General features: G+C 34.1%; 9 protein-coding genes. 6 read left to right on the plus strand and 3 right to left on the minus strand.

The window, feature by feature from the left end; translation table 11 throughout:
* Positions 1 to 699 precede the first annotated feature (699 nt).
* Together NCC77_RS22295 and NCC77_RS22300 are read right to left on the minus strand one after the other, a co-directional pair.
* Positions 700 to 7599 carry a S8 family serine peptidase gene (locus NCC77_RS22295; RefSeq protein WP_250837531.1) on the minus strand — a complete coding sequence of 2300 codons (6900 nt, stop codon included), beginning with the start codon at positions 7597 to 7599 and terminating at the stop codon, positions 700 to 702.
* A gap of 286 nt (positions 7600 to 7885) precedes the next feature.
* The gene (locus NCC77_RS22300) at positions 7886 to 8569 is read right to left on the minus strand and encodes a DUF4294 domain-containing protein (RefSeq protein WP_250837532.1); all 684 of its coding nucleotides are present in this window, start codon (positions 8567 to 8569) and stop codon (positions 7886 to 7888) included.
* An 81-nt stretch (positions 8570 to 8650) separates the two neighbouring features.
* Between NCC77_RS22300 and NCC77_RS22305 the strand changes: the two genes are divergently transcribed.
* The 6 genes from NCC77_RS22305 (at position 8651) to NCC77_RS22330 (ending at position 17376) form a co-directional block, all read left to right on the plus strand.
* Positions 8651 to 9739 (plus strand): M42 family metallopeptidase, encoded by a 1089-nt coding sequence (locus NCC77_RS22305; RefSeq protein WP_250837533.1) that lies wholly within the window; start codon positions 8651 to 8653, stop codon positions 9737 to 9739.
* A 66-nt stretch (positions 9740 to 9805) separates the two neighbouring features.
* A complete protein-coding gene (locus tag NCC77_RS22310; protein ID WP_250837534.1) occupies positions 9806 to 10486 on the plus strand; it encodes a response regulator transcription factor in 681 nt (226 codons plus the stop codon).
* Positions 10483 to 11844, plus strand: coding sequence for a sensor histidine kinase (locus tag NCC77_RS22315; RefSeq protein WP_250837535.1), 1362 nt, complete (start codon positions 10483 to 10485; stop codon positions 11842 to 11844). Before NCC77_RS22310 ends, NCC77_RS22315 begins: the two co-directional genes overlap by 4 nt.
* A gap of 84 nt (positions 11845 to 11928) precedes the next feature.
* A complete protein-coding gene (locus tag NCC77_RS22320) occupies positions 11929 to 13176 on the plus strand; it encodes a TolC family protein (RefSeq protein WP_095930002.1) in 1248 nt (415 codons plus the stop codon).
* 12 nt (positions 13177 to 13188) lie between these two features.
* On the plus strand, positions 13189 to 14274 hold the full coding sequence (locus NCC77_RS22325; protein WP_250837536.1) for an efflux RND transporter periplasmic adaptor subunit: 1086 nt from the start codon (positions 13189 to 13191) through the stop codon (positions 14272 to 14274).
* 3 nt (positions 14275 to 14277) lie between these two features.
* Positions 14278 to 17376 carry an efflux RND transporter permease subunit gene (locus NCC77_RS22330; protein ID WP_250837537.1) on the plus strand — a complete coding sequence of 1033 codons (3099 nt, stop codon included), beginning with the start codon at positions 14278 to 14280 and terminating at the stop codon, positions 17374 to 17376.
* Positions 17377 to 17540: 164 nt separating this feature from the next.
* On the opposite strand, the gene NCC77_RS22335 is transcribed toward NCC77_RS22330, so the two are convergent.
* Positions 17541 to 17921, minus strand: a complete 381-nt coding sequence (locus tag NCC77_RS22335) for an ankyrin repeat domain-containing protein (protein WP_250837538.1) — start codon at positions 17919 to 17921, stop codon at positions 17541 to 17543.
* Positions 17922 to 17923 lie beyond the last annotated feature (2 nt).

Genomic DNA, 17923 nt, shown 5'->3' on the forward strand with positions numbered 1-17923 from the left:
TTGAGATCTTTTCAATCCCGTTTTCTCTAATTTTTCTCCCAGTCTCTCAATGAACTTTCCGTGTTTTGCGGGGTGCAAATGTAAAAAGCATTTTCAAATCTCGCAAGCTTTTTCGAATCTTTTTTTTGAAAATTTCTTTTCGTCTGATTCTCCTTTCCTGCCAGTATTTCGATGAACGCCTTCGCTGTTGCGGGTGCAAAAGTAGAACCTTTTTCCGCTTTCGCAAGCTTTTTCAAAGAGTTTTTTTGATCTTTTTTTATCCTTTTTCTTAACGGTCTCATAACAGGTGGTTTACATTTTAACTTTTTTCAATTCCCTGTGCGGTTTTTCTTCGTTTTGCTTTTCTTTGGGGTATTCCGTCACAAAGGCGCTAGGGCTCAAAGCTGGATTTTATTTAATCTCGCAAAGGCACAGAGGCGCAAAGTTTCTTTTTGGTGCTGGTTTTTCTTCTGGGACCGTCCATTCTTCCCTGTTTTTTTTCTTCTGGAAACCGGTGCCCTAGCCCCGATAGAAGCGGAAATCCTTTTTGTGGCGGGGTTCGGCGCAAAAGATTGGAGCGGATAGCGGGATAAAGCTCCTTGTCAATATTAAAACGCCAATGCCGAAAATTGCAAATTCCAATAAAAACTCTTTTATAATATATGTATATAAAAAACGGTTACTATATAAGTAACCGTTTTCAATTGTTTTAAAAGTCTCTTATTTAATAATCAGTTTTTGAATTGTTGTATTTTCATCCTGCTCAACCTTTATTAAATATACTCCGCTTGAAAGATGCGAAACGTTCACTTCTTTTTTGTCTGTTTGAATTGAAACCAATTTTTTACCAGACATATCAAATATTAAAATCTTCTTTGAACTGCTAGATGATGTTTCTATATGTATTTTTCCTTCTATAACTGGATTTGGATACAATACAAAACCTTTGATAGTATTTTCAGGCAGTCCTAGAGTACAATTTTCAGCAGACACATTTACAGTACGTGTAATAACAGTTTGATTTTGGAAAGAATCTTTAACTGCATAGGTTAATATGTACTGTCCTGTTGTGTTTACATCAACATTACCAGAAACAATAACTGATGTAGTAATATCTGCATTTAAATTATCTGTCGCGACATAGCCTGGTTCTATAAATACGCATCCTTTATCAATTGAAATTATTTCATTGCCTAACAAAGTAATAGTTGGTTTAGCCATTTCGATTGTTACTGTCCAATATTCTATATTACCGTTTTGAGCTGTTACGTTATAAACTACTGGAGCGGTATAATTTAATGTCGTTACACCACTATTTTGAAGATAAGTACCTATACGTAATGCTGCAAAATCTGAGAGTTGCACGTTAGGCACTAATGTGCTTAAATTTGCATTGTTGTTTACTAAAACTTTTACAGTTTTAGCTATAGGATCAATTACAGATACTCCTACTTGATTTGCTAGGGTATAACTAAGAATACTTGCTTCGGAATTTTTCGCATTAATTGTAACTACATAATTTGTCTCAGAAAGTTTATTTTCTGAAACTACTGTTACAAAGAGACTGTTTCTATAATCGGAAGCGATTACTTTTGAGTTTAGCTGTTTTACTCCGTCTACATAAAGTTCTGCTCCAGGAGAAACACTAAAATCTGCTATTAGGTTTGAAACATTATACCCAAATGGCACTGTCTTACTTGCGTTGTTTCCAACAATATCTGTATTGATTTCCTGTACCAATCCAGGGTTTGAAACTGTTTTAAAATCATACGCAAGTAATTTACTTTCATTACTTAAACCTGTAATAACTTTAATTGTATAGGTTTCAGAAATTCCTGTATTGAACCCAACACCTTCTACTGTTAAAGTAACAGGATTTGTATAGTTGTTTGGTGTTACTCCGTTAACTTGTGTAATACCATTTATTCTTGCAATACTTTTCATTCCTAGAGAAAAATTAGCTATTGCGGCAGTTATGTCAGCTCCGTCATTTAATATTACCGAAAATGTTTTAGTAGAGGCATCGTAAGATGATGCTAATTGATTAACAAACTCTACTTTTTGCAGCAATACTGGTATATTCCAAAACTTACCTACTCCTATACCATCAGTATCTGCATTTGTAACTACAGCAGTATTGTCACTTATGGTACTATCAAAAACAAATGGTTTATCTCCTTCTGAAAAAGAATAATAAGCCAATAAACCTGGTTCGTTTCCAAAGTATTTTGTTAACGCATTTGCAATAATTGTAGCTTGATTTCTAACTCCTGCCCATATACGAACTTCATCTATGTTACCAATTAAACCACGAGCCAAACCTGCATTATTACCAATATAAGCTGGTGCTGACGCATTGCTAGAAGCTGCTCCAGCTGTACCAGTACTTGTATAAGGAACCGAAACTCCGTCAATATAAACAGTATAAACATTAGCAGCACTTACTGTATAAGCAATATGATGCCATGTATTTTGCTTAATAGAATTTGCTCCTGTATTAATTACGTACGAACCTGCTGCCGTTGTAATAGAAATTACTAGACTGTTTTCTTTATAAGTTGCTAAATTATTGTTGTTATGTATAAAAACCAGTGCTGTACTCTTATCTAATAGTCTTCCAAAAACCGATGGCTTATTTTGATTTACCCACAATTCATAGGTATAATTATTAGTAAGATTTAAAGCTGGTGTAACATCTGTTTTAATAAAATCATTTACCCCGTCAAAAGTACCTGCGACGTTTACAGGATAATTTGCAGCATGCGAAAGTGTAACTGATTTTAAATCGTTAGTTGGATCAGTATCTCCAGGTAATTTCGTATACACATCTATTGTATAATCTCCAGGGGCTCCGAGATCGGCTTTAGTGGTAAATGTAAAGTTGGCAGTGCCAGCTGCGGCTATTGAAGCTGTAAAATTTTGAACCACTTCTGTACCATTATTGATTTTGTAGGCTACTGGAAAATTTGTAATTGCTGAATCTGAATAATTTCGAATCACAGCAGTAACCGATACTGGCGCATTGCCTGGTTTAATTGGCGCCGCTATTCTTTCGATGCTTGCATTAGCGAGCGTATAAGGCAATACATTAATCGTATATTCTTCTACTTCAAAGTCGCCTCTTGAACTTGTTAATCCATCAAAAGTTGGTCCTAAATTAACATTATAATATTCTGATGGAGAACGGAACATATGTATTACACGCATTAATTTCTCTCCTGAAGTTGTACCCGCCGGAATGGTTAACCCTCCTGTTAAAGTAAAATTATTTCTAAAATAATGTGTACTTGTTGTTGATGCTATTGCAGGTGATGCAGAAGCTGGAACTGTATTCACCCAGAATGTTCCTGCATAAAATTCATCAGTTAAATTACCATCTCCATTCAAATCAATAACAATCATTGTAAAAACCCCTACTACCGATGCTGACTGATCTCTGGTAATTGGCGTTTCTGGTTTAGTAATTGTCACTTCAGGTTGATATGTAAAATCAGCATACACTGGAATTTTTATATTCTTGAAATCAGAATAAGCTGTTGTTCCTGAATTATTCACAACATCATTCCATTTTAATTTTGAAATTGCGTATCCATTTGTGTTTGTATGAACAGGCAACTCATTTTGATTGTATACAATTTTCTCTCGTATGTCATTTGCCGCGTTATCATCTGCTATATCAACTCCACTTTTAATGGTGTATGTCGCACCTACGACAGATAGATCTGCTTTCGCTGCAAAAGTAAAACTAACAGTAGAATAAGCAGCTATTGATGGAACTAGCTCGGTAACTTTTGCTCCATCATTGACCTGATAAAATACAGGATGATTTATTAAAGCAGTAGGTCCTAAATTAGAAACTCTAATTGTTACGTCATGAGTACTTGTTTTTTTTCCCAAAACCTCAGGTGTTACGATAGAAGCTATAGCTGCATCATTAACAATTGGTTTTGCAACACAGGTAATATCTGCAATCCATCCTCTTCCGTTTTCAATCTGATCTGAAACCAATCTAAAAGTCAGTTCTCCTCCAGAAGCTGTTGAAGTTAATGATGGTGGCAAATTACCTCCTGTAAATGTACCCATTAAAGGAGAAGTTGTTGTAGGACCATTATATACGTATAAATAATCATAATCCTGTTCCAAATCAAAATCAGTGAAGTTCACATTAATACTGCTACCAACCGTTTCTGGCTTAAAAGTAATAACTTGTGTAAGCTGGTCTCCATAATTTCCATAACGCGTTCCGTTATCTGTAAATACAGCTGAACAGGTAGATACCGAAGCTGCAGATCCCATTACAATATCAGATCCTACATTATAAATTGTCTTGTTAATTGTATTATTTGAATCAACAGCATCATTTGGATAATCTACTTTTCCAATTACGTTATATACACCTGCAACTGAAAAATCTGCTTTCTGAACAAAATCATAAGAAACTTCACTAAGTGGACTTATAGGTCCCGGAATAGTTTCAACTACTTCTGTTCCTCCATTGATTTTATAAGACACTGGAATATTACTTACTCCAGCCGGAGAATGATTATATACTTTTATCTTTACTGTTTCAGCAGCTGTAAGTCCGATATTGGGTATCAATGAAGATAATTCAAGGTCTGTAGCTGTGGCTTCAAAAATTGAGACATTGTCAATAAATACAGAACTATAAACATTCTCATTGCTCACTACTATTGCGTCATTATCTATAACCGATTCAAAAGCTATGCTGAATGTCGTTCCTGCATAAGCAGATAAGTCATATATTAACTCTTTACTTCCTGACAAAGCAAGTCCACCATAAACCCCAATATTTTCTTGGCTATTTAGTGGAGTCCCATTTACAGTAAGTCTAAAAAAGTTTTTATTTGCTGCACCAACACTATTCCATATCACATTAAATTTTACACGAATTGATTTTCCTGCTAGACTTATTGCGTCTATGTCGCAGAAAGATACTTTTTTAATAAAATTTGGATTGTTTGCAAAAGCATTAGCTGTTGTACTTGCTACCCATGGAGCTGCAGAAACATCACCAGAACCTGCCATTTTTGCTCCATCTAAAAATGTTGGGTTTATATATTCGTACTTGACAAGACCAGTTGTCCCTTTAGAAAAAACATAATTAGTTGCTTTTCTTGCATCAAAATTTTCTAAAAATGGTAAAGTCACTGCACTTAGTACAGGTGCAGAAACAGGCTCTACATTTATAGCTCTAACTCTTTCAGAAACAATTCCGGTTGCAATATCTACAGTTCTTACCGAAAACCAGTTATCCTCGCCAGAAGTCACATTTGTAAAAGTATAGGTAGGATCTGTTACTGTTGCAACAACATCAAATTTATATCCATTCATTTTCAGAACTTCATACTTTGCTCCTGCAATTGGATCCCAATCCATTTTATAAGAAGAAACACCACAAGCAGATGGGGCGATAACCAAATTTTTAGGTTCTGTAATAATATTAAAAACTGCGGTTGAAACATCTACCTTACTTCCGGCACTTACTCTTATTTTTGTATTTGCGACAATTCCTGCTGGAACTTTCCATGCAAAATTTCTTGCGGTCGATGGAATATCTTTAGCTATTAACTGATAAGTCACTCCTCCATCTAAGGAATATTCAAGTGTAAAGTTTTTTTCTTCACCTTCATAATCCCAACGAATATATTCTGTAGTTTCTGTATTAAATTTTTCTCCTCCTACAGGATAAGTTAAAATTAATTCAGGGGCTACATAATCATACACAACAGAGAATTCTTGAGTAGACAGAGGAACTTTTGTACCTGTAACAATAATTTTATAAGTCCCTGCTGAAGGATTATCCAAAGTTATCTGCTCAATATTATTCATGTTATCCACTCCACGTACAGCATTTACATTTGGTGTGGTTGGATTTAAAACCCATGGCAAAGTAGTTACACCGTCTTTTACAATTTTAACATCTAAATCATTTACCAGAACAGAAGTTGCTCCAGGAGTTCCTTGCACATCAGAATAAGCAAGCAAAACTTTCAGACTTACTAATCCTGCAGGAACTACAATCTCTTTTTCATAACTGGCTCCATTTGCAACGGCTCCGGTATAAAACATCTTATTATCTAAAACTTTAACTGCTCTTAAGCCATTTAGATTACCAAAACCGTATTTATAATCAGGACCTGGATTACCAACATCTTTTGCTGTATTTGTAACCAAAGCTTTCATTAAGGATGCTAAAGGTTTTGTTCCGTAAATATTTTTATATCGTTCGTAAAGTAAGGCTACCGTTCCTGTAGTTCCAGGTGTTGCCATTGAAGTTCCGCTCATTACCTGATAGGAATTACTATAATCTAAGGAATACACATCTGTACCAACTGCAGCAATTTGAGGTACTAAACGACCATCTATAGTTGGTCCAAAACTGCTGTAACTGCTAATTAAATCATCAGGATTATTTGCTGCAACATGCAAAGCATTCTTTGAGTTTTTTGTAGAAGTATTAAATCCGCCACCAGCAGGATAAGCCGTTTGCGCATTTCCGTTAGAATAAATCGTTAAAAGATAAGGAAACAAAGTAGTAACATTATCATCTCCACGATCTCCCGAATTATATCTTCCAGTATTAAACCCAGAAGTCAAATTTAGTCCAAAAGAATTGGAAGTGATCTCAATACCATCCTGATTAGCAGCTATAACTCTCTCCTGTTGTACTGTTAGACCATTAGACTGCGTATTAAAATTCCATCCAAACATTTGCACTTCTGGTGCCATACCTCTAGCTTTCGGGTCTATTAAACCTGCACCTCCAATTGTTCCTGAGACGTGATCACCATGCGAAGAATTTGATTCATATTCTCTATTAATAACTCTTCCAGTATGGTCTTTATGCTGTTCAAGATTTCCGTCCCAAACACCAATTTTAACGCCTTTGCCTGTTAATCCATAACCTAGTCCTGCGATTGAAGAACCCAAAATATTTGCTTTGTGCGAGCTTACACCTGGTTTATTATCACTTTCTACCGGTGCAGCTACTAACTCGATATTCTGAACCCAGTTAAATTTGGCTATTTCTTCTAGCTTTTCTTTGCTCGCCTGCACATAAACCTCGTTAAAGGTCGCATCATTTTTACTGCCTTTTAAAAACAAGCTTGCTAAATCCTGCGAAATAACCTTGACATCAACACCTTTAAAGTAACTAATCACTACTTTAATTCCATCTGCACCCTCTAGAGCAAAATCGGGTATCGCATTGTCAACAATCAATGGATCCAATTTATACTTTGGATCAATTGTTATTGAAGCTCTTATATTATCAGATACACTGCTCTTATTATAAAATTCCGAGCCTATTGCCGCATAGTACGCATTATTAGATAAGTAGCTCAATAAAGTTATTCCTTCGGATTTAAGTTTCTCCTGTTCTGCTACTGAAGGAATTTTTGTGAACTGTAACAGCGTATACTCCGTTACAGGATTTTGCCTACTTGTACTTTTCTTAGCTTTAAACTGCTGTTTAAAGTTTTCCGTAGTATAAATTTTATGTCCATTTACCGATACAGTATAATCTGAATCAGACCCCTTTTGCGACCATAAATGAATGGTCAAAAATAACATTAATGTACTAAGTAATTTTCTATCCATAAAAATAATATTTTGCTTAATAAATAACTGCGAGATAGTAAACGTACAAATTAAACTACAAAAAACAACTATTTCTTACCAATTACTTGTTAAAAAAAATACATATAAACAGCAAACTAGCCAAAAATCTAACAAAACAGCAACTTTATAATTATACAAAAAACACACATCAAAATAAATAACAACACTATTTTTAATATTTTGATTAATAATTGAAACGGTATTATTTCGCAAAAAAAAGACCCACAAATTCTGTGAGTCTTTTTTTGTATGAATAAATGTTTTTTTAATTTGTCGGTTTCTGGTTCTTTGCCTTTTCTTCCCAATGATTCATTAATTCGTCATAATTTATTGGAGTAGCTGGTTTTTGATTTGACAATCGACCAGATTCAAATGCTCTGACCAAAATGGTTTCTATCAAATAGTCTTCATTGACATCATAGGGTTTGTATTCTTCTTTTAAACTAATATCAAACAAATTGGCGGTGGTATTCGAAACGAAGGCTTTGAATCCGCTTTTTAGTGTTTTTATGAGTTCGTACGTTGTAATTCCTGTTTGGCGGTGGACCAGCTTTACTAAAATCTGCCCCTGTTTTCTAGAAAGCTTTTTAAGTCTTTCTTCAAATTCATTATTTAGATAATCTTCTACAATTTTGAAATACTTCTTTTTTTCACGGCTGGTTTTCAAACGTGCCATTCCGTTATTCAATGCCGTTAATCGTTCTGCAGCCAATTTTGCATACGGATAAACTTTGTAAACTCTATTTTGAAGAATTTGAAATTGTTTCATTTCTTCTGGGCTCATCTTCTGCCCTTTTGAAATAATTATTTCTGGGAGTTGAATGGTGTCGCCTAAAATAGAATCTTTCTCTGTTAATATATAACCCATTTGTTCGTTCTCTTTGGGAGTAACTTGGGCTTTAGAAGAAAAACAAACTAAGAGTATAAATAAAAAGGTGGTTAATCTCATTGAATCATAATTTAAGTGTAAAATTATATATTTATACACAACTCTAATACCAAATTTATATTTTAGCAGAAAAATATTTTTATGAGCACAAATTCTATCTTAAATGATACTTCTATAGCATTCTTAGAAAGCTACCTAAATAACGCTTCTCCTACCGGTTACGAAAGTGAAGGCCAAAAACTTTGGATGGAGTACTTGAAACCCTATGTTGACACTTTTATAACGGATACTTACGGAACTGCTGTGGGAGTAATCAATCCTGACGCACCCTATAAAGTGGTTATTGAGGGGCATGCTGATGAAATTTCGTGGTATGTGAATTATATTACGGAAGACGGTTTAATATATGTTATTAGAAATGGTGGTTCTGATCATCAGATTGCTCCTTCTAAAAGAGTCAATATTCATACTAAAAATGGAATTGTTAAAGGCGTTTTTGGATGGCCTGCAATTCATACTCGTTTGCGCGACAAGGAAGAGATTCCTAAACTAAGCAATATTTTTATTGATTTAGGTTGCGAAAACAAAGAGCAAGTTGAAGCTTTAGGCGTTCATGTTGGATGTGTTATTACTTATCCGGATGAATTTATGATTTTGAACGAAAACAAATTTGTCTGCCGTGCGATCGACAATAGAATGGGCGGTTTTATGATTGCTGAAGTTGCTCGTTTATTAAAAGAAAACAATAAAACCCTTCCTTTTGGTTTATATATTGTAAATTCTGTTCAGGAGGAAATTGGTCTTCGCGGTGCCGAAATGATCGCACATAGAATAAAACCAAATGTTGCGATTGTAACCGATGTTTGCCATGACACCACTACTCCAATGATTGATAAAAAAGTGGAAGGCGACCTTAAAATGGGGAAAGGTCCTGTTATTGGGTACTCTCCTGCTATTCAGAATAAACTTCGCGATTTGATTGTAGATACTGCCGAAGAAAACAAAATTCCTTTTCAGAGACATGCTACTTCTCGTGCAACAGGGACAGATACTGATGCTTTTGCTTACAGTAATGGAGGTGTTCCTTCTGCATTGATTTCGCTTCCATTGCGTTACATGCATACAACTGTAGAAATGGTTCATAGAGATGATGTTGAAAATGTTATTCAATTGATTTATGAGTCATTACAGAAGATTGAGAACAATGAGACGTTCTCTTATTTCAATTAAAACAATACCTTATATTAAATTCGGCTGTTTCTTAAAAATGGCCGAATTTATAAATTTCCTTCAAGAATGAAAATACTACTACTCGAAGACGATTTTACTTTGTCTAAAGAAATCTCAGCATTCTTTACCTCTAAGAAGTTCGAGTGTATTCCTTATTATGATGGTTCGTTGTTACTGAAAAAATATTTTCCGTACGAATACGATTTGATTATTCTTGACATCAATGTCCCTGGATTAAACGGAATAGAAGTTTGCAAAGGCATTCGTAAAATCGATAATAAAACGCCAATAATCATGCTGACTGCTTTTAGTGAAATCGAAGATAAACTTTCTTCTTTTGATAGTGGCGCAGATGATTATTTGGTTAAACCATTTCATTTTGAAGAATTATACGCTAGAGTACAATCCCTTTTAAGACGAAAGGAAGTTCCGCAGCAGATAGAAAGCAAAATTGTAGTCAAAGATTTAGAAATTTTTGAAGAAGATATGAAAGTTTTTAGATCTAATGAAGAAATTAAACTTACTCCGAAAGAATTTAAGTTGATTTTAATTTTGGCTCATGCCAAAGGAAAAGTGCTTTCGAAACAATTTATTGCTGAAAAACTTTGGGACTACCATATTGAAACCAATCAAAATACAATTGAAGTTTACATTAACTTTTTGAGAAAGAAAATAGACAAGGATCACGAAATAAAACTTATCCGTACTAAGGTTGGCTACGGCTATTATCTAAGCGATCAGGAATGACATTAAAAAATAGAATATCACTTTTAGTAAGTTTACTGTTTACCATCCTTTTCGGACTGGCATCTACAGTGATATTCATTTTGTATTCTAATTATAGAAAAGAAGAGTTCCGCGATCGATTAGAAATTAAAGCTTTATCGAACATCAAATTATTGGTGAATGTCAAACAGATCGATAACCAGCTTTTAAAAATAATAGATCAAAATTCTATTAACAAACTATATGACGAGAAAACCTTAGTTTTCGATTCTAATTATAAGCTAATCTATAGCAGTATTGACGACGCCAAAATTAATTGGTCGGTTGAAGACTTGAAATATTTAAAAAAGAATAAAACTTTTTTTAAGCAACAAGGAGATTATGAAGTCTATGGCGTTTTTTATGATACAAACGACAAGGACTTTTATGCTTTGATATCAGCAACTGATGATTATGGCAAAAAGAAATTACTTTTTTTAAGATACACATTAGTTGTTTCGTATATTTTCTTTACTACTATCTGCTGGCTATTAACTTCTTTTATGGTTAGAAAAGCGATGAATCCGCTTCTTGCTTTCCATCAAAAAATAAAAAACATTAACGAAAATAATCTCGATACCAGAATTGCATCCAACAGCACCAAAAATGAAGTCGATCTGCTTGCTGATGAGTTTAATTTTATGATGGATCGAATTGAAGTTTCGTATCAAAAACAGAAGGAATTTACCGCTCATGCCTCACATGAATTAAGAACACCGCTTTCTAGAATGACTTCTCAGATTGAAAACGCTATTGCTGATCCAGATCTAAAACCGAAGAATAATTCTTTCCTTAAAAATATATTGGCTGATGTCAATCATTTGGGCGAACTAATTAATTCGCTGCTTATTCTTTCAAAAATTGACAATAGAAATACAGAAAACATCGAAATTCAGCGTCTAGATGAAATTTTATTTTCTTCAATAGAAAAAATCAACAAAACATTTCCCGATTTTGTTATTCTTTTTGAAATGGAGGAAAGTGATGATCTGGATACTGCTTTGGAAATAAAAGGAAACAAAAATCTTTTGGAAATTGCTTTAACTAATATCTTAAAAAATGCCTACATCTATTCGGACAATAAACAGGCAAAAGTAAAAATAAGCACTGACCATTACCATCTTATCATTTCCGTTTCGAATACTGGAGACACTTTAAACGAAGAAGAACAAAAAAATCTTTTTGAGCCTTTTATGCGCGGGCAAAATTCAAAAAGAACTTCTGGCTTTGGACTTGGGTTACGAATTGTTCAGCGCATTCTTACGGTTCACAAAGCCAACATAACCTACTCAACTCCAAATATTAACACGAATTTATTTCAATTATTTTTCGAATTGTAAACTTTTTTAAGCTATTTTTAAGGTAGATTTTAAGCTCCCCTAAAGCCTGTTGATAGCATATTTGTATAACTCAAAATCAATACAATGAAAAAGTTATTCGCATTGCTGTTATTTGCAGTTTTGAATCAGACTGCAATAGCGCAAAAAACAGTCACTCTTCAGGACTGTGAAAGCCAATTTTTAAAAAAGAATTTATTCTTGCTGGCATCGCAATATAACATCGATGCTTCAAAAGCTCTAGCCATTCAGGCGCGCATTTGGGAAAACCCTGTAATAACAGCCGAACTGAATGCGTACAACCCCGAAAGAGATAAGTTTTTTGACATAGGCAAAGAGGGGCAAAAAGTATTTGGCATTGAGCAACTTATTTATCTTGGCGGTAAAAAGCGTAATGAAATCAAACTTGCGCAAACCAATGCGCAATTGGCAGAACTTTCATTCAATGATTTACTTCGCACTTTAAAACTACAGTTGCGTAAAAGCTTTTACACCGTTTATTACAATACCAAAAACCTTGAAAACACGGATAAACAGTTAGCTCATATCGAAAATTTGATCAATTCTTATTCAGTTCAAGCTCAAAAAGGGAATATTCCTTTAAAGGATGTTGTTCGTTTGCAATCGTTGTATCTCAACTTCAAAAATGAACGATTGGAAGTAATAAACAACAATATAGATGAACAAGCTAATTTGAAACTGCTGTTGAATGAAACTGAAAATGTAATTCCTTCTGTTAGCAAAGATGATTCGAATAAATATTTAAAAGTTATTGCTTTTGACCTTAAAAGCTTTGAAGAACAAGCCATTGCAAATCGACCTGATTATTTAGCAAAACAAAAAGAGATTGAAGCTAATGAATTGAATGTGAAATGGCAGAAATCACTTGCGATTCCAGATCTTACTCTAGGAGCCAATTATGATCAGCGAAGCGGAGCCTTCAACAACGAAGCCAATGTTAGTGTTGGGATTCCGTTGCCGTTATGGAATAAGAACAAAGGAAACATTAAATACGCCCAAACTATCTTAGAACAATCTAAAGTTGAAAAACAGAATTTTGAGCTACAACTTCAAACTGAAATTACTTCAGCTTGGACAAAATGGGATGAATCTAGGCAAAACTACAGTGTCATTAAGCCAACTGTAAACTCAGACTTTGAAGCCGTTTACAATGGAATGCTAACCAATTTTCAGAAACGAAATGTAAGCCTTTTAGAATTTACCGATTTTATGGAAAGCTACAATCAGGCAATAATTCAGTTAAACGAATTAAAGAAAAAAGTAGTAATAGCCGGCGAAGAATTAAATAGTACCATTAACAAAGATTTATTTTAAAACAGTAAAGAAATGAAACATACATTATTCATAGGAATCGCAATTGCAAGTCTATCCCTAACAGCCTGCAAAAAACAAGTAGAGAATCCTGAAACAAATACGTCTTTTGTTTTAAGTAATACTATGCTAAAAACCACTACAACAGCCGAAGCTAAAACTCAGCCTTTAAAAAACGAACTTAGTTTTTACGGAAAAATTACTGCTGACAACAATAAAATGATTGATGTCTACCCACTAGTTGGTGGAAATGTTATGAAGGTAAATGTTGAACTTGGTGATTATGTAAAAAAAGGACAAGTTCTGGCAACTATAAAAAGTACCGATGTAGCCGATTTTGAAAAACAATCTATAGATGCTAAAAGTGATTTGCTTGTTGCTAAAAATAATTTAAAAGTTGCTCAAGAATTGTTTGATGGTAAATTAAATTCTGAAAGCGATGTTCTCCAAGCAAAATCTGAAGTAAACAAAGCGCAGTCGCAATTAAGCAAGATTCAAGAAACGTATAAAATTTACAATATCAAAGCGGGATCTATTTACGAAGTAACAGCTCCTATAAGTGGTTTTATTATTCAAAAAAGCATTAATCAAGATATGCTTTTGCGTAACGACCGTTCTGAAAACATATTTGATATTGCAGAAATTAGTGAAGTTTGGGCAATGGCCAATATTAATGAAATTGACATCAATAAAGTAAAATTAGGAACTTCTGCTGCCGTAACTACTTTAAGCTACCCAGATAGAATATTTCAAGGAAAAGTTGACAAAATCTACAACGTAATTGATCCAGAAACTAAAGCAATGCAGGCTAGAATCAAACTAAGCAATCCAGATTATATGCTTAAGCCAGATATGAATGCTAATATTAAGTTGTCTTTCAACGAAAATCAATCTATGATAGCCGTGCCGAGTAAGGCAATTGTTTTTGATAAAAGTAAAAACTTTGTTGTGGTATTTAAAGACCGTAATAATATAGAAACAAGACAAGTAGAAGTTTACAGAGTTGTTGGTGATACTACTTACATTTCAAGCGGATTAAAAGAGAATGAAAAAGTAATCACAAACAATCAGCTATTTATTTATGGTGCTTTAAACAACTAGGACATGAACAAATTCATAAAAAACATTATTGCTTTCTCTTTAAAGAATAAAGCATTCACCTTCTTTTGGGTAGGATTATTGGCTGTTGCTGGATTTATTTCATTCAAAAATATGCCTATCGATGCTTTCCCAGATGTTACCAATACACAGATTATCATCATCACGCAATGGAACGGAAAAAGTGCTGAAGAGGTAGAGCGTTTTGTAACCTCTCCAATTGAAATTGCGATGAACTCTGTTCAAAAGAAAACAAGCGTTCGAAGCATTACAATGTTTGGCTTATCGGTTATAAAAATTATTTTTGACGATGGTGTAGACGATACTTTTGCCCGTTTTCAAGTAAACAATTTATTAAAGAATGTTTCACTTCCAGATGATGTAGAACCAGACGTACAGCCTCCTTATGGCCCAACAGGAGAAATTTTCAGATATATCGTAAAAAGCAACAGTAGAGATAGTAGAGAATTGTTGACTTACCAAAACTGGGTAATCGATAAACAGCTTCGTTCTCTTCCTGGCGTTGCCGATCTAAATGTATTTGGTGGACAAACTAAAACATACGAAGTTGGAGTTGATCCAATTAAACTAGCCAAATATAATATTACACCACTACAGGTTTATAATGCAGTAAATGCAGGAAACTTAAACGTGGGAGGTGATGTTATTGAGAAAAACGGACAAGCTTTTGTTGTTCGCGGTGTTGGTTTATTAAAATCAAAGGCAGATATTGGAAATATTATTGTTGATGATGCTGGTGGAAATCCTATTTTGGTTAAAAATCTAGCAGAAGTTTACGAAAGTTCCATGCCAAGAGTTGGTCAAACAGGCCTTGGAGATAATGACGATGCCGTTGAAGGAATTGTAGTAATGAGAAAAGGTGAAAACCCTCAAGAAACACTTGCCCTTATAAAAGCAAAAATCAAAGATCTCAACGATAATGTTTTGCCAAAAGACATTAAAATTGAAACTTTCTACGATCGTGATAATCTAATGAATTTTACGACCGAAACGGTAATGCACAACTTATTTGAAGGTATTATTCTGGTTACTGTCGTGGTATTCTTATTTATGGCAGACTGGAGAACTACTTTTACAGTTTCGATCGTAATTCCGCTTTCTTTATTATTTGCTTTTTTGTGTCTTAAAATGATGGGAATGAGCGCCAACTTATTAAGTTTAGGTGCTGTCGATTTCGGAATTATCATTGATGGAGCCGTTGTAATGGTCGAAGGCTTGTTTGTAGTTTTAGATCATCGAGCGCATCAATTGGGAATGGAGAAATTTAATAAAATTGCCAAAGGAAGCTTGATCAAAAGAACAGGAACTGAAATGGGTAAAGCCATTTTCTTTTCAAAGCTAATCATTATCACAGCTTTGCTTCCTATCTTCTCGTTCCAGAAAGTAGAAGGAAAAATGTTCTCTCCCCTCGCCTTTACATTAGGTTTTGCATTGTTGGGAGCCCTTATATTCACATTAACTCTTGTACCTGTTCTTTCGCATATTTTATTGAATAAAAATGTAAAAGAAAAACACAATCCGTTTGTTAATTTTTGGGATCGAATTGTTTCTAAAGGTTTTGCATGGACATTTAAGCATAAAGTTCAAACCTTAATTGCTTCAACAGGATTATTAGCAGCTGTTTTCTTTTCTGCAGGTTTTTTAGGAACAGAATTTTTGCCTCAATTAAATGAGGGTGCATTATGGGTTACCGCCGAATTACCAATGAGTACTTCTCTTCCCGAAAGTGTCAAAACGGCGGCAATAATCAGAAAAGACTTGGAAAGTTTTCCAGAGGTAAAAAAGGTATTATCGCAAACTGGACGAAGCAATGACGGAACCGATCCTAATGGTTTTGGATTTATTCAGCTGCAAGTAGACTTAATTCCGCAAAAAGAATGGAAACGTAAAATCTCTATGGATGATTTGATTAATGCAATGGATGAAAAACTAAAAGTCCACCAAGGGATAACCTATAATTACTCGCAACCTGTAATTGATAACGTTGCCGAATCGGTAGCTGGATTTAAAGCGTCAAATGCGGTTAAGATTTATGGCGATGATTTGAATAAATTGGATCAGCTCGCAAATGAAGTTTTGGCACAGATTAAAAACATTCCAGGTATTAAAGATGCAGGTATTTTGAGAAATGTTGGTCAGCCAGAAATAAGCGTTATTCTTGATAGAGAAAAAATGGCTGCTTACGGAGTAACTTTAAGTGATGCTCAAGCGGTTTTAGAATTAGCTTTTGGAGGAAAAACAGCAACTGAAAAATACGAAGATGAGAAAAAATTTGATGTTCGTGTTCGTTTTTCAAAAGAATATAGAAAAGATGAAAAAGATTTGGAAGAAATTAAAGTTCCAACCATCAGCGGAATCAAAATTCCTTTAAAAGAAATCTGTGATATTAAAACCATTACAGGTCCTGCGTTTATTTACAGAGATAATACCAAGCGTTTTATTGGAGTAAAATTCTCGGTTCGTGATCGAGATTTAGGAAGTACCATTGCTGAAGCACAATCAAAAGTAAATAAATTGAAACTTCCTGCTGGTTACACAACAGGCTGGACAGGAGAATTTGAAAATCAAGTTCGCGCTAGTGCTCGTTTAGCACAAGTTGTGCCCATCAGCTTAATTGGAATTTTTGTTCTTTTATTTATTTTGTTTGGAAACTTTAAGGATTCTCTTCTTGTTCTTGCCAACGTTCCATTTGCCATTATTGGCGGAATCATTGCGCTTCATATTACAGGAATGAATTTCGGAATTTCTGCTGGAGTTGGATTTATTGCTCTTTTGGGAATTTGTATTCAAAATGGAGTTATTTTGATCTCTGAATTCCATCATAATCTGAAAGCAAAATTCTCGCTCGAAGAATCCATTTTTAGAGGGGTAAAAGCTAGAACAAGAGCTGTAGTTATGACTGCCTTAATGGCTTCTATAGGTCTTATGCCTGCTGCAATTTCGACAGGAATTGGTTCAGAATCTCAAAAACCACTTGCTATTGTCATTATCGGTGGCTTAATGACCGCTACAGTCTTAACTTTATTAGTATTCCCAATTTTATTCTGGGTATTCAATAGAAAAAAAGATGTACCAATAGAATAGCAATCAAAATATTTAGTTTTTAAATCAATTTGTTGGGATTTAAAAAAGAAGAAGCATCATTTTCATAATGATGCTTTTTTATTTTAGAGTTCATTCTAAAACAAAAAAAAGACCTTCTGCTCACAAAGGTCTTTTTTTCTACTAACTCAAAACTTTTTATACTGTTATTTCAAATCTTTCAAAATTGCAATAGATTCTGAAGCATTTGATAATTCTGCATATTTCAATGCAGTAAAACCATTTTCATTTTTTGCACTAGCTTTTGCGCCATTTGCCAATAAAACTTTAATGATTTCAAATTTATTATAACGTGCTGCTGTCATTAATGGAGTAAGATCTTCTGAGATTAAATTTACATCTGCTCCGTACTCAATAAATTTCTTAACTGTTTCAATATCACCTTTGCTAATAGCAACATTTAAAGGGTTTGCTGTATAACCTGTACGTTCAATTGGATTTTTAACAGTTGAAACTCCGTTTGAAGCCATTGCTACATTTCCAAATGCTACTAAGGCTAGTCCTAAATAAATAACTGATTTTTTCATAA

The organism is Flavobacterium tyrosinilyticum, from assembly GCF_023656565.1.
In the GTDB taxonomy this organism is placed as follows: domain Bacteria; phylum Bacteroidota; class Bacteroidia; order Flavobacteriales; family Flavobacteriaceae; genus Flavobacterium; species Flavobacterium tyrosinilyticum.